General features: G+C 61.5%; 9 protein-coding genes. 5 read left to right on the forward strand and 4 right to left on the reverse strand.

Features of this window, described 5'->3' with window-relative positions; all coding sequences use genetic code 11:
- The first annotated feature begins 54 nt into the window (after nt 1–54).
- Entirely contained in the window at nt 55–1,710 is a 1,656-nt protein-coding gene (locus ACOYNB_RS02330) for an FMN-binding glutamate synthase family protein (RefSeq protein WP_422837511.1), read from the forward strand.
- Here the strand turns inward: ACOYNB_RS02330 and ACOYNB_RS02335 are convergent.
- Nucleotides 1,707–2,327, reverse strand: a complete 621-nt coding sequence (locus ACOYNB_RS02335; RefSeq protein WP_422837512.1) for a glutathione S-transferase N-terminal domain-containing protein — start codon at nt 2,325–2,327, stop codon at nt 1,707–1,709. The genes ACOYNB_RS02330 and ACOYNB_RS02335 overlap by 4 nt on opposite strands.
- A 275-nt stretch (nt 2,328–2,602) precedes the next feature.
- On the opposite strand from ACOYNB_RS02335, the gene purB reads away from it, so the two are divergent.
- From purB to ACOYNB_RS02350, 3 genes are read left to right on the forward strand one after another with little or no spacing between them, the layout of a single operon-like run.
- Nucleotides 2,603–3,976, forward strand: a complete 1,374-nt coding sequence (gene purB / locus ACOYNB_RS02340) for an adenylosuccinate lyase (protein WP_422837513.1) — start codon at nt 2,603–2,605, stop codon at nt 3,974–3,976.
- A 15-nt stretch (nt 3,977–3,991) separates the two neighbouring features.
- Nucleotides 3,992–4,831 (forward strand): orotidine-5'-phosphate decarboxylase, encoded by an 840-nt coding sequence (pyrF, locus tag ACOYNB_RS02345; RefSeq protein ID WP_422837514.1) that lies wholly within the window; start codon nt 3,992–3,994, stop codon nt 4,829–4,831.
- Nucleotides 4,832–4,839: 8 nt separating this feature from the next.
- Nucleotides 4,840–5,721 carry a fumarylacetoacetate hydrolase family protein gene (locus ACOYNB_RS02350; protein WP_422837515.1) on the forward strand — a complete coding sequence of 294 codons (882 nt, stop codon included), beginning with the start codon at nt 4,840–4,842 and terminating at the stop codon, nt 5,719–5,721.
- Between the two features lie 14 nt (nt 5,722–5,735).
- Here the strand turns inward: ACOYNB_RS02350 and ACOYNB_RS02355 are convergent, their stop codons facing one another.
- Nucleotides 5,736–8,633: a CHASE domain-containing protein gene (locus ACOYNB_RS02355; RefSeq protein WP_422837516.1), complete on the reverse strand. Its 2,898-nt coding sequence runs from the start codon at nt 8,631–8,633 to the stop codon at nt 5,736–5,738.
- Between the two features lie 217 nt (nt 8,634–8,850).
- Here ACOYNB_RS02355 and uvrA point away from each other — a divergent pair, with 217 nt between their 5' ends.
- Complete coding sequence (uvrA, locus tag ACOYNB_RS02360; RefSeq protein WP_422837517.1) at nt 8,851–11,724, forward strand: excinuclease ABC subunit UvrA; 2,874 nt, start codon at nt 8,851–8,853, stop codon at nt 11,722–11,724.
- On the opposite strand, the gene ACOYNB_RS02365 is transcribed toward uvrA, so the two are convergent.
- Nucleotides 11,711–13,315 (reverse strand): DUF1501 domain-containing protein, encoded by a 1,605-nt coding sequence (locus tag ACOYNB_RS02365; protein WP_422837518.1) that lies wholly within the window; start codon nt 13,313–13,315, stop codon nt 11,711–11,713. The two genes, uvrA and ACOYNB_RS02365, sit on opposite strands and share 14 nt — an antisense overlap.
- Nucleotides 13,316–13,325: 10 nt before the next feature.
- Nucleotides 13,326–13,751, reverse strand: coding sequence for a hypothetical protein (locus tag ACOYNB_RS02370; RefSeq protein WP_422837519.1), 426 nt, complete (start codon nt 13,749–13,751; stop codon nt 13,326–13,328).
- Between the last annotated feature and the right edge of the window lie 11 nt (nt 13,752–13,762).

A 13,762-nucleotide genomic window follows, 5' to 3' on the forward strand; every position in this document is an offset into this window, starting at 1 on the left:
TGGCGCATGATGGGGCTCATCCAGAACGGATGGAAACCGCCTTCGGAGGATGCGATGCCCAAGTGGTTGACGCGGTTGAATGAACACGTGCCGATTCGCTATGCACCCTTGGTGATGTGTGCATTGCTCTGTGTGTTGGGCGCAGCGGCGTTTGTGTGGCGAGGGCAACTGTGGGGCTTGTGGTTGGCGCTGCTGGGGTTGGCGTTGGTTGCATTGGGCATTCGTGACATGCGTCAGTCTGCTCGTGCGGTCTTGCGCAACTACCCGGTCATCGGGCATCTGCGATACATGCTCGAATTCATCCGGCCCGAGATCCGGCAGTATTTCATCGAGAGTGACAGCGAGGCGGCGCCGTTTTCGCGGCAGCAGCGCTCCTTGGTCTATCAGCGCGCCAAGGGTGAGCCGGACAAGCGCCCGTTCGGGACGCAAAAAGACGTGGGTGCCACGGGCTATGAGTGGATCACGCATTCGGTGCAGCCGTCCCACATCGAGTCTGAAGACTTTCGCATTCGGATTGGTGGCATGGGCACATCTTGTTCCCAGCCGTATGACGCCAGTGTGTTCAACATCTCGGCCATGAGTTTTGGTGCCTTGAGCGGGCCGGCGGTGCTGGCGCTGAACACCGGCGCCAAGCGAGGCGGCTTTGCCCATGACACAGGCGAAGGCTCGATCAGCCGGTATCACCGTGAGCCTGGCGGGGACCTGATCTGGGAAATCGGCTCAGGCTACTTCGGGTGTCGCACCCCCGATGGGCAATTTGATCCCGACAAGTTTGCGCAGGCCGCCAGCAGTCCGCAGGTCAAGCTGATCGAACTCAAGCTGAGTCAGGGGGCCAAGCCTGGCCATGGGGGGGTCTTGCCGGGCCCCAAGGTGACGCCGGAAATTGCCGAGGCGCGGGGCGTGCCCATGGGGCAGGATTGCGTGTCGCCCGCGGCCCACCGGGCATTTTCAACGCCCATTGAGATGATGCAATTCATTGAGCAATTGCGGCAGCTATCGGGTGGCAAGCCGGTGGGATTCAAGCTCTGCATTGGCCATCCGTGGGAGTGGTTCGCCATGGTCAAGGCCATGCAGGTCACGGGTCTGTGGCCGGACTTCATCGTGGTCGATGGGGCCGAGGGCGGCACCGGGGCGGCGCCGCTGGAGTTTGCCGACCATGTGGGGGCGCCATTGCAGGAAGGTTTGCTGTTGGTGCACAACACCTTGGTCGGGATCGGTCAGCGTGATCGCATCAAGCTGGGCTGTGCTGGCAAGGTGATCAGCGCGTTTGACATCGCGCGGGCCATGGCGCTGGGGGCCGATTGGTGCAATGCCGCGCGTGGGTACATGTTTGCGCTGGGGTGCATTCAGGCACAAACCTGCCACACAGGCCATTGCCCGACGGGCGTGACCTCACAAGACCCGCTGCGGCAGCGCGCGCTGGTGGTGCCCGACAAGGCCGAGCGCGTGTACCGCTTTCATCGCAATACCTTGTTGGCGCTGAAGGAGTTGATGCAGGCGGCTGGCTTGCGTCATCCGTCGGAGATCACGGCTGATCACATCGTGCGGCGTGTATCGGGCACCGAGGTTCGAAGGTTGTCGAATTTGTTGCCGTTTGCCGCAGAGGGCGCCTTGCTGGCCGCCGAGCGGGGCGAAGGTGTGTGGCCCCAGGCTGTGTTTGAACAGTTCTGGGGGCGTGTCAGTGCCGACTCGTTTACCTTGAAGCCTTAGGCCGTGGGCGGCGCAGTGTCGGCGAAACTGGGGCGTTGCGCCAACTTCTCGGCCAGTTTTGACAGGTTGGGGTGACGCTCCCGCCAGTCGATCTGCGGAAAGCGGAAATCGAGGTAGCCCAGTGCCGAGCCGACGGCAATGTCGGCCAAGCTGTAGTGGGTGCCCGTGCACCAAGGGCGCTCGCCCAAGCCCTTGCTCATGGCCTGCAAGCTGGCGTCGATCTTGGCGGTTTGGCGGTCGATCCAGGCCTGGCTTCGCTGGGCCTCGGTTCGTCCATTCCAGGTGGCTTCCATGCGGGCCAGCACGGCAGCGTCCAGCAAACCGTCCGCCAGTGCTTCCCAAGTGCGCACTTCCACACGCTCGCGGCCGGTCAGCGGGATGAGCTTGCCAACGGGCGACAGGGTGTCGACGTATTCAACGATCACCCGTGAGTCAAAAATGGCCTCGCCCCCTTCCATGACCAGGCACGGTACCTTGCCCAGCGGGTTGGCTTCGGCGATCCGGGTGTCGGGCGCCCACACGTCTTCCACAATGAACTTGTAGTCCAGTTTCTTTTCAGCCAGCACGATGCGGACCTTGCGGACGAACGGGCTGGTGAGGGATCCAATCAGTTTCATGCTGTGTCGCAGTGTGAGAGTCCTGACAATTTTATGAGTCTGTGGCCGATTTGCGTTTCTTTACGCCGGAATCTGGGGTCATTCCCTCGAAGGGGGTGGATGCCAAGGTGTGGTGCGATCGATACTGTTCTGTTTTTGAGTGCGAAATGAGGTTCGCGAACTCCTTGCTGGGGCTTGATCTTCTAATGGGTCTGCGGCGGTAAAATGACAGATTGGCTTGCGCCTGCATGGGCGCGAGCACGCACGTCTCACCGTTTCACGATTCGGACAACGCCATGAACCTGTCTGCTCTCTCCGCTCTGTCGCCGCTGGACGGCCGTTATGCCTCCAAGGTGTCCGCCCTGCGCCCGCTGTTGTCCGAATTCGGTCTGATGCACCGCCGCGTGCAAGTCGAAATCGAGTGGTTCATTGCCCTGTCGGACGCGGGTCTGCCCGAGTTTGCGCCGCTGTCGGACGCCGCCCGCTCGTACCTGCGTGGCCTGGTGTCCCGCTTCTCGGAAGCCGATGCCCAGGCGATCAAGGACATCGAAAAGACCACCAACCACGACGTCAAGGCCGTGGAATACTGGATCAAGCAGCGCTTTGCCACGCACCCCGAGCTGGAAAAAGCGGGTGAGTTCGTGCACTTTGCCTGTACCTCGGAAGACATCAACAACACCAGCCACGGCCTGATGCTGAAGGCGGCTCGCGAGCAGGTGGTGCTGCCGACCATCGACGGCCTGATCGGCACGCTCAGCGGCCTGGCCCACTCGCTGGCCGAGATCCCCATGCTGAGCCGCACCCACGGCCAGACCGCTTCGCCCACCACTGTGGGCAAGGAAGTGGCCAACGTGGTGGCCCGTCTGGCCAATGCCCGTGAGCGCATTGCCGACGTCAAGCTGCTGGCCAAGATGAACGGTGCCGTGGGCAACTACAACGCCCACCTGTCGGCCTACCCGGACAAGGACTGGGAAGCGTTCAGCCAGAGCGTGATCGAGAAGCAGTTGGGGCTGACCTTCAACCCCTACACCATCCAGATCGAGCCCCATGACTACATGGCCGAACTGTTTGATGCCGTCACCCGCACCAACACCATCCTGATCGACTGGTCGCGCGATGTGTGGGGCTACATCAGCCTGGGTTACTTCAAGCAAAAGACCAAGGCGGGTGAAATCGGTTCGTCGACCATGCCGCACAAGGTCAACCCGATCGACTTCGAAAACGCCGAAGGCAACCTGGGCCTGGCCAACGCTGTGCTGACCCACCTGAGCCAGAAGCTGCCGATCAGCCGCTGGCAGCGTGACCTGACCGACTCCACCGTGCTGCGTAACATGGGCGTGGCCCTCGGCTACACCCTGCTGGCCTACGACAGCCTGGCACGTGGTCTGGGCAAGCTGGAAGTCAACCCGCAAGCCTTGGCCGATGACCTGGACAACGCCTGGGAAGTTCTGGCCGAGCCCATCCAGACCGTGATGCGCCGCTATGCGCTGCCCAACCCCTATGAGCGTCTGAAGGAGTTGACCCGTGGCAAGGCCATCACGAAGGAGTCCATCCAGGCCTTCATCGAGACCTTGGAACTGCCGGAAGACGAGAAGACCCGTCTGATGGGCATGACCCCCGGCAACTACATCGGCAAGGCCGTTGAGCTGGCTCAGCGCATCGGCAAGTAAGGCAAAGGCGCAGCGATGATCTTCACCGAGCAACTGCGCCACGCACAACAGCAAAACAACTCGCTGCTGTGCGTGGGCCTGGACCCTGAGCCGGCCAAATTCCCGGGTGCATGGAAGGGGCAGCCTGATCGCATCTACGACTTCTGTGCGGCCATTGTGGACGCGACGAAGGACCTGGTCTGTGCGTTCAAGCCCCAGATCGCGTACTTTGCGGCCCACCGTGCAGAAGACCAGCTGGAGCGACTGATGGCGCACATGCGCCGGGTGGCCCCGCAGGTGCCGGTGATCCTGGATGCCAAGCGCGGCGACATTGGTTCGACCGCCGACCAGTACGCCCGCGAAGCCTTTGTGCGCTATCAGGCTGATGCGGTGACGTTGTCGCCCTTCATGGGCTTCGACACGATGGAGCCCTTCCTGAAGTACCCGGGCAAGGGCGTCATCCTGCTGTGCCGCACCTCCAATCCCGGTGGCTCGGATCTGCAGAACCTGCGTCTGGCCGATGTGGAAGGCCAGCCACGCGTGTACGAACACATCGCCAAGCAGGCGCAATGCACCTGGAACACCAATGGCCAGATGGGTCTGGTGGTGGGCGCGACCTTCCCCGAAGAAATCGCCCGCGTGCGTGAACTGGCGCCGACTCTGCCTCTGCTGATCCCTGGTGTGGGCGCGCAAGGTGGCGATGCCGTGGCCACGGTCAAGGCTGGTATGGCCACCGATGCCAGCGGGGCCATCACTGGCACCATCGTGGTCAACAGTTCGCGTGCGGTGCTGTACGCCAGCAGCGGCGACGACTTTGCCAGCGCGGCGCGGCGCGTGGCGCAAGAAACCCGCGACGCGCTGAACGCCGCACGCTGAGGTCGGCCATGCATCTGTGCACCTACGAACACCAGGGGCAGACGGATGTGGGGCTGGTGCGCGGCTCCGAAATCATTTCTCTGGGGCGCGCGTTGGGCGGCGTCTTATCGCCGCACCAGCCCATGATCGACTTGATCTCGCGCTGGGCGGAGTTCAAGGATGCGGTGGCTGCCTTGCGTGAACACGCTGCCGCCGACGCTACGCTGGACGACGTGCATGTGCTGGCTCCGGTGCCGCGTCCGGGCAAAACCCTGGCCATCGGGTTGAACTATCTGGAACACGTCAACGAGCACATCGTGGGCGAATCCCGGACGGTGCCTGAGCACCAGATCTGGTTTCCCAAGCTGGCCAACGCCATTCACGCGCCCTTCGATGACATCGTGCTGCCGCGCATCTCGCAGATGACGGACTACGAAGGCGAGATGGTGGCCATCATTGGCCAGCGTTGCCGCCATGTGCCCGCTGATCGGGCTCACGAAGTGGTGTTTGGCTACGCCGTGGGCAATGACGTGTCGGTCCGGGACATCCAGAAACGCACCTCGCAATGGACCTTGGGCAAGTCGTTTGACACCCATGCGCCGTTTGGCCCGTGGATCACCACGGCCGACGAAGTAGAAGACCCGCACGCGCTGGAACTGCGTTGTTGGGTCAATGGCGAATTGCGCCAGCACAGCAACACTCGCCTGATGATGCACAACGTGTGGGCGCAGATTGCGCAACTCACGCAAGTGATGACGTTGGAGCCGGGTGACTTGATCTTTACCGGTACCTGTGCCGGCGTGGGGGCGGCTTTCAACCCGCCCAAGTTCCTGCGGGCCGGCGACACGGTCAAGGTCGAAATCGGGAGTCTGGGCTCCATCGTGGCGCACTGCGTCGACGAAACCGATTAAGGCGGGGTTCGCGCTTACGGCGTTTGAGCGGGCATGGCCGGCAACCACAGGGTCACCTGCGTGCCGGCGCCGGATGCGCTTTGTATGTCGAGCTGACCGTCCATCAACTCCATGATTTGTTTGACGATGCTGACGCCCAGTCCGGTGCCCGGGATGTTGCCGGATTTGTCTGCGCGATAGAAACGTTCACCCACGTGCGCCAATTGCTCGGGTGTCAACCCAATCCCATGGTCACTGATGCGGATGCCGACCCACGGTTGCGTTTCATTCTTGCAGGGGAAGTCGATCTCGACGGCACCGCCTTGCGGAGAGTACTTGTAGGCGTTCGACAAGATGTTGACGATGGCTTGGCGTAGTTTGTCCGGGTCGGCCAATACCATTTGCATGGTCGTTGACGCACCCATCACGGGCGCATCACGCCCCTCGGGCGGTTTGAAGTCACGTACCACCGCGTCCATCGCCTGAGTGAGGTCGACCGGAACCCGCTGGAAGTCGCTGCCGCGGCGTGCTTCGATGCGCGCCAGATCCAGCAGTTCGTTGATGATCTTGATCATCGCCTGGCTTTGCCGGTAGATGCTCTCGAGCATGTCCTGGCGCATGGTGTCCGACATCTTGCGCTTGAGGATCAATTCGGTGAAGCCATAGATGCTGGCCATGGGAGTGCGGAGCTCATGAGCGGCCATGGACATGAATTCGCTCTTCATGGCGTCGACCTCGGTCTCATGGGTGACATCGCGCAGGTGCAAGACCTTGTTGACGCCTTCCCCATGGCCTTCGTGCAACTGGCATTCCAGCATGCGCGCCAGGGGTGGCTTCATTTCGATCACCATGCGTTCGTGCGCGTGCTCTTTGCTCAGTCGCGTCAGTGTGGGCAATCGCTGCGGGTCTTTGCTCAGCGCCATCAGGCGCGTGAGGAAGGCGGATTCGTTCAGGCCTGTCACGTCATCCGCAGACAGATGCGTCAGCCTGCAGAACGCGGGGCTGACATAGCCGACCGTGCCGTCTTTTCTGAACGCGACGAAGCCATCAGGGCTCAGAGAGAAGATGGCGTGGAGTGCGTCGCCGTGTTCCTGGATTTTGACCAGCGCCATGCGGTGATCATGCACGTCACGGATGATGCCCGCCATTCGGACTGGGGTACCTGCCTCGTCACGGAAGACTTTGGCGCGTGATCTGAACCACCGATATCCTTCGTTGCGAGTCTGCAGTCGGAAGTCAATGTCGAAGCCCGGCTTGTCGGCTGCTTGCTGCAGTTCGTCGTAAATTCGAGTCTGGTCATCGGGGTGCAGTCGCTCAATGAAACCATGCACGCTGGGCGTGAAGTCGCCAGGCTCATAGCCGATGAGACGGTAGTGTTGGGGCGACCACCACAACTCGCCCTTGTGCAGGTCCTTGCATTCCCACAACCCGGTGTCTCCGCCGTCTGTTGCCAAGGCATAGCGCTCGGTCATCTTGGCCAATTCTTGCTGGACACGTTTGTTCTGGGTGATGTCGGCCCGAATGGAGATGTAGCGTTCGATGTCACCCTGCGCATTGAACATGGGGGCAATGATGCTCTGCAGCCAGAACTCTTGTCCGTCTTTGGTGAGGTTGCAAATATCGCCTCGCCAAGGTTGTCCGCTGGTGATCGTCTCCCACATGGCTCGCCACGACTCGGACGATTGCACGCCGCTCTTGAGCATGCTGTGCGACTGGCCAATCAACTCTTCTCGGGTGTAGCCGCTGACCTCACAAAACGCATCATTGACTTCCGTGATGCGGCCTTGCGGGTCGGACATGGTGATGAGCATGTAGCGGCTCAACGTGTCCAGGAGGACGCGCGTGTCGCGCAGGGCGACCTCCGCTTGAGTGCGGGCCTTCTGAATGTCTGCTGTCATGCTTTGCGCCAGCGATTCCGCGCGTGCACGTCCCATCCCGAGCAGCCAGACGATCATCGCCATCATGCCGCTCAGCACAACCCCGAAGAGGCCGATGCCGATGGGGGTGAATCGGTCGACTTCGGCCTCAAAAGCTGCGGTGGTTCGCATGCGCAGCGTCAGGCTCCTGCCGCCAACATGCAAGGTTCGCTCTGCGTAGAGTTGCGTCGGGCCTTGCTGTGCTGCAGGGGGCGGGTTGACGATGAACTGTGTCGACAGGGGGGTGATGGCGTCGTACAACTGAAACGCCAACTGTTGGTCGGTTGCTTTGACGACATCTGCCAGAAATTCGTCCACCACGATGGGTGCATAGAGCAGTCCGACCAGTTGCTGGCGCCTGAGTTCGACCGTGGCGGGGACCTGTGCGCTTTTGAAAACCGGTACGACATACAGGAAGCCTTGCCGTTTGGCCGCGTCTTGCAGAAGGGTGATGTGCCCGGTCAGCGCAGGTGTGCCGGTGTCGATGGCCCGCTCGGCGGCTTCACGCCGAATGGCCTCAGAGCCCACGTCGTAGCCCCAGGCCGCATGGTTGGGCGCCAGTGGCTCGATGAGTTTGATGACGAACAGATTGGGGGCCTGCCCAGTGGTCCGGACCGCGAAGTCCGGCGCGCCATCTGCTCGCTCGCGAGCCATGAATGCATCCAGATCGACGCGTTCGATGCGTTCGATGAAGCCGAGGCCCCGGATGCCCGGGAACTCATCCGGGATGTTGCGCGCCATCATCCAGGTGCGGAACTGTGCGCGATCCAACGGACGACCACCATTCGCCAGAAAGGTACTTCGCAGGCCACTCAGCCCGTAAGTGGCTTTCACGAAGCGCCCTCGGATGTTGTCTTCGAGTCGCTGAACATGTCGCTCGAAACGCATTTGCGCGTTGTCGCGCATGTTTTGCTGCAGCCAGCCAGATACCAGCGCAGTCAACGACAAGCTTCCCACCAGCACCAGAATAGCCAGTGCGGAGACAGAGCGGAGACGGATGGCGCTGGGCCCAGACATGGTTGTGACAACTTGTTACTTGATTGGTGATCGTATGCCATTGGTCGTGTATCGGGTGTGTGGTGCTGACCTTGGTGTGCATTTTTTGCACTTTTGGCCGAACTCTTGCTTGGTGCCTGGGGTTGCAGTGAATGCGTGACAGGCGTCACCGCTGCGATTTATGATGCTCGGTTGCCCTGTCGTACTGGTGATTCCAATGGCTCGCTCTCGTTCGCCCATGCCTGCTGAGGCTCCTCACATCCACATTCGCGGCGCCCGTACGCACAATCTGAAAAACATCGATGTGGATCTGCCGCGCAATGAGTTGGTGGTCATCACCGGCTTGTCGGGGTCGGGCAAGTCGTCCCTTGCGTTTGACACGCTGTACGCGGAAGGGCAGCGACGCTATGTCGAAAGCCTGAGCGCGTACGCACGTCAGTTCCTGCAACTGATGGACAAGCCCGATGTGGACGTGATTGAGGGGCTGTCGCCCGCGATTTCGATCGAACAAAAGGCCACCAGCCACAACCCCCGCTCGACCGTGGGCACGGTCACCGAGATCCACGACTACCTGCGTCTGCTGTACGCCCGTGCCGGGACGCCGTTTTGCCCCGAGCATGGCCAGCCCTTGCAGGCGCAGAGCGTGAGTCAGATGGTGGATGCCGTGCTGGCGCTACCCGAAGAAACCAAGCTGATGATCCTGGCGCCCGTGGTGCGTGACCGCAAGGGCGAACACGCCGAGTTGTTCGCCGACATGCAGGCGCAGGGCTACATCCGCTTTCGCATCAACGGTCAGATCGTGGAGGCCAGTGCGCTGCAGCCTCTGGCCAAGAACGAGAAGCATGACGTGGACGTGGTGGTGGACCGCCTGAAGGTGCGTCCTGACATGGCGCAGCGTCTGGCGGAAAGCTTTGAGGCCGCTTTGCGGCTGGCGGATGGTCGTGCGCTGGCCCTGGAAATGGATGCGGGGCAGGAGCACCTGTTTTCGGCCAAGTTCGCTTGTCCGGTGTGCAGCTACTCGCTTGCCGAGCTCGAGCCCCGTTTGTTCTCGTTCAATGCGCCCGCCGGAGCGTGCCCGACCTGCGATGGTTTGGGGCATGTGATCGCCTTTGATCCGCAACGGGTGGTGGCCTTCCCCTCGCTCAGCCTGGGCAGCGGGGCCGTCAAGGGCTGGGACCGCCGCAACACCTACACCTACAGCCTGATCGAGAGCCTGGGCAAACACTACGACGTGGACATGGAGCAGCCCTTCGAGGAGCTGCCCGCGCACATCCAGCAGGTCGTGTTGTATGGCTCGGGCCTGGAAGAGATCGAGTTCAGCTACGAAGCCGATGGTCCGGGGGGCAAGAAGCGCAAGGTCAAACGCTCGCATCCCTTCGAAGGCATCATTCCCAACTTTGAGCGCCGGTTCAAGGAAACCGATTCCGCCACCGTGCGAGAAGAACTGGCGCGTTATCAGCAGCCCAAAGCCTGCCCGGACTGCCACGGTACCCGCCTGCGCACCGAGGCCCGCCACGTCAAATTGCTGGATGCCGTCACAGGTGACACCAAGGCCATTTACGAAATCGCGCACGCGACGCTGGCTGAAGCTCACCGTTACTTCAGCGACTTGCAGTTGCAAGGCGCCAAGGCCGAGATCGCGGCCAAGGTGGTCAACGAGATCCGCTCGCGTCTGCGCTTCCTCAATGATGTCGGGCTCAACTACCTGAGTCTGGACCGTAGCGCCGACACGTTGTCGGGGGGCGAAGCGCAACGCATTCGCCTGGCTTCGCAAATCGGGTCGGGGTTGACGGGCGTGATGTATGTGCTCGATGAACCTAGCATCGGCCTGCACCAGCGTGACAACGATCGGCTGATCGGCACCTTGCAGCATCTGCGCGATCTGGGCAACAGCGTGATCGTGGTCGAGCACGACGAAGACATGATTCGCGCCGCCGACCACGTCATCGACATGGGCCCAGGCGCCGGGGTGCATGGCGGCCGTGTGCTGGCCCAAGGCACGCCGGACGAGGTAACCGCCAACCCCGACAGCCTGACGGGGCAGTATCTGGCGCGCGCCTTGCGCATCGAAGTGCCGACCCGCCGACACACCTTCACTGACGAGACGCCGCGTTTGCGCGTGGTCAACGCACGAGGTCACAACCTCAAGGGGGTTACGGCCGAGTTCCCGGTGGGCTTGCTGACCTGCGTGACCGGCGTGTCCGGTTCCGGCAAATCCACCCTGGTCAACGACACCTTGTATGCCGCTGTGGCCCGCAAGCTGTACCAGAGCCACATGGAGCCTGAGCCCCATGACGAGATCGACGGGCTGGAGTTGTTTGACAAGGTCATCAACGTGGACCAGTCACCAATTGGCCGCACCCCGCGCTCCAACCCCGCCACCTACACCGGCTTGTTCACCCCCATTCGGGAGTTGATGGCCGATGTGCCCGCTGCCCGCGAGCGGGGCTACAACGCGGGGCGCTTCTCTTTCAACGTGGCGGGTGGCCGGTGCGAAGCCTGTCAGGGCGATGGAGTGCTCAAGGTCGAAATGCACTTCCTGCCCGACGTGTACGTGCCGTGCGATGTCTGTCATGGCAAGCGCTACAACCGCGAAACCCTGGAGATTCAGTACAAGGGCAAGAACATCCATGAGATCCTGGATCTCACGGTGGAGCAGGCACTGGAGTTTTTCAGCGCGGTACCCAGCATCGCACGCAAGTTGCAGACACTGATGGATGTGGGGCTGGGTTACATCCGCCTGGGGCAATCTGCCACGACCCTGTCAGGCGGGGAAGCGCAGCGTGTGAAGCTGGCGCTGGAGTTGTCGAAACGGGATACGGGGCGCACGCTCTACATCCTTGACGAGCCCACCACAGGCTTGCACTTCCATGACATCGCCTTGCTGCTGAAAGTGCTGCATCAGTTGCGTGATGCGGGCAACACCATCGTCATCATCGAACACAACCTCGACGTGATCAAAACAGCAGACTGGTTGATCGACATGGGGCCAGAGGGGGGCTCGGGTGGTGGGCAGATGCTGGTGGCGGGCACACCGGAAGATGTGGCGGTTTTCGAAGCCAGTCACACCGGTCGGTATCTCAAATCGCTGCTGGATATCAGCTCTTCATGAATCCCAGGTCGGTCGTGCTGAACGCGCCAATGTGGGGGAGCATGGTGCTCAGATCGCTGTGACTGACGCCCATCCATTTCCCCAGCGTGTAAGCATATTGGTCGACCGATGTCGAGGGAATCAGCGAACCATTCTCGATCTGATCGGGACTGCTGAAGACCCCTTTGCTGTCTGCCGTGCTGTATTGCGGGAATGTGCCGTAAACATCGGTGCCGTTGACGGCGCCGCCCACGATGAACTGGTGTGCACCCCACCCATGGTCGGTGCCATCACCATTGCTCGTGAAGGTGCGGCCAAACTCCGATGCGGTAAAGGTGGTGACTTGGCTGCGCATGTCGCCGGCAGGCATGCCGCTCAGCACCAGATTGAAATACGTCAATGCGTGGTCGAGTTGCAGCATGCGTTCCGCGTGATCGCGAATCTGGTTGTCGTGGGTGTCAAAGCCGCCCAGGCTGACCATGAAGAACTGCCGCGACAGCCCCAGGTTGGCCACGGTGTTGGTGGCGATGATGCGGGCCACCATTTGCAACTGCAAGGCCAGACTGTTGAGCTTCTGCGTGCCATCCACCACACTGGTGTACTTCAACATTGGATCTGTAGAAGGGCTGTAAGTGCCAGAGCTCGGCGTAGTCCCCCAAGGCGACACGCCTTGCCCGACCAAGCCCGAGCCCAACAGATCAGCTGCCTGCAGGGCTCGTTGCACCACCTGCTGGTGGTCGGCATGCAGCAGGTTGCGGGCGGGGACGGCATAGCTTCCGTCTGAACTGGCCTTGCCAAGCACCGCAGCCATGGCGTTAAACACAGCGGCTTGACCGTAGACCTTGCCCCCGTTTCCTAAACTCATCACGCTGGACGAGCCACTTTGGTAAGGCAAGACGGATTTGCCGGCCAGCCACACCGAAGTCCCTGAGGGCGACATGCAGGTGAATGAGCGCCGGATGATGGCTGCATCGACCTCATTGCGGCTTGTGCCATTGGCTGCCATGAGGCAGTCCCCCATCAGCCCCCCCCAGCCCTCGCTGGCACCTTCAGGCTGGAAAGATTGCCAGGTGGATTGCTGATCGTTGTGTGAAAAAAGTTTGGCCGGCTTGGCCACGGTTGGGTTGGTGTAGTTGGCCTTGGTTGTGGGGCTCAGCAGTGGCCCCACGTTGGCCAGGACCGCAGCCTGACCGGATTGGTACAGCCCACGAAGGCCGGTCAGCGCGGGATGCAGCGCAAATGTCCGCCCACTGTGGACAGCGCGGTTCGCATGATCGATGGACAGGATGCCGCCCAGGCGTGCCGGGTCGCCGTTGCCTGCTGCCGAATTTGCCGCCGTGCCGGCGACAGGCAGTGCGATGCCCGCGCTGCTGTCGGCGGGCGTGCGATGCGCAGCGTAGTGAGTCCACGATGTGCTGTCCGTCGCCAGAACCGTATTGAACGCATCGTTGCCACCATTGAGAAAAATGCAAACCAATGCCTTGTAGCCGCTGCCGGCACTTTGAGCGGCGGCGTCAGTGAGTGCACCAAAGTTGATGGCCAGTGGTGCGGCAGCACCCATGCCAGACAAGGCTGCCATTTGCTGGAGAAAGGCGCGACGACGATGGTTCATCGTGATCTCCTCATTGCTGCACGATGAATTCAGGCGTGACACAAATCACCGCGATGGCAGCTTGAATCCGTTGCCTGCGTTGTTTGGCCAGCGTGGTCGTGTTGCTCGAGTTGATGGGGAGCGCGGACACGGCAGCGATGGCCTGGGCGCGTTCATCATCCGACAAGGTGTGTCCGAGCAGTCTTTTGGACAGCGTGTCCACCAAGGTCTCCGGGGTGGTCACCAAGCTGTCCCAGCTGCTGAGGTCAAAGCGGAGGTCCCAGTTGGTGGTGTTGCTGTTCCATTGTCCAAACCCCTGGTCCAGTGCCCGCAGGATGAAGTTGGCATAGCCCAACACGGAGGTCTCTGTGGTGATCTGCATTTCCGGGGCGACCAATCCTTGCAGGGCCATGGCGCTCTGAGGCGCGACATAACCGGGTCGGAAGAAATTGAACACCGAAGGCGCCC

This window comes from Aquabacterium sp. (assembly GCF_049317225.1).
In the GTDB taxonomy this organism is placed as follows: Bacteria; Pseudomonadota; Gammaproteobacteria; order Burkholderiales; family Burkholderiaceae_C; genus Aquabacterium.

Bases quoted from the DNA above. Each gene is read 5' to 3' on its own strand.
- ACOYNB_RS02330 (WP_422837511.1), top strand. From the start codon at position 55: ATGCCCAAGTGGTTGACGCGGTTGAATGAACACGTGCCGATTCGCTAT.
- ACOYNB_RS02335 (WP_422837512.1), bottom strand. From the start codon at position 2,327: ATGAAACTGATTGGATCCCTCACCAGCCCGTTCGTCCGCAAGGTCCGC.
- purB (WP_422837513.1), top strand. From the start codon at position 2,603: ATGAACCTGTCTGCTCTCTCCGCTCTGTCGCCGCTGGACGGCCGTTAT.
- pyrF (WP_422837514.1), top strand. From the start codon at position 3,992: ATGATCTTCACCGAGCAACTGCGCCACGCACAACAGCAAAACAACTCG.
- ACOYNB_RS02350 (WP_422837515.1), top strand. From the start codon at position 4,840: ATGCATCTGTGCACCTACGAACACCAGGGGCAGACGGATGTGGGGCTG.
- ACOYNB_RS02355 (WP_422837516.1), bottom strand. From the start codon at position 8,633: ATGTCTGGGCCCAGCGCCATCCGTCTCCGCTCTGTCTCCGCACTGGCT.
- uvrA (WP_422837517.1), top strand. From the start codon at position 8,851: ATGCCTGCTGAGGCTCCTCACATCCACATTCGCGGCGCCCGTACGCAC.
- ACOYNB_RS02365 (WP_422837518.1), bottom strand. From the start codon at position 13,315: ATGAACCATCGTCGTCGCGCCTTTCTCCAGCAAATGGCAGCCTTGTCT.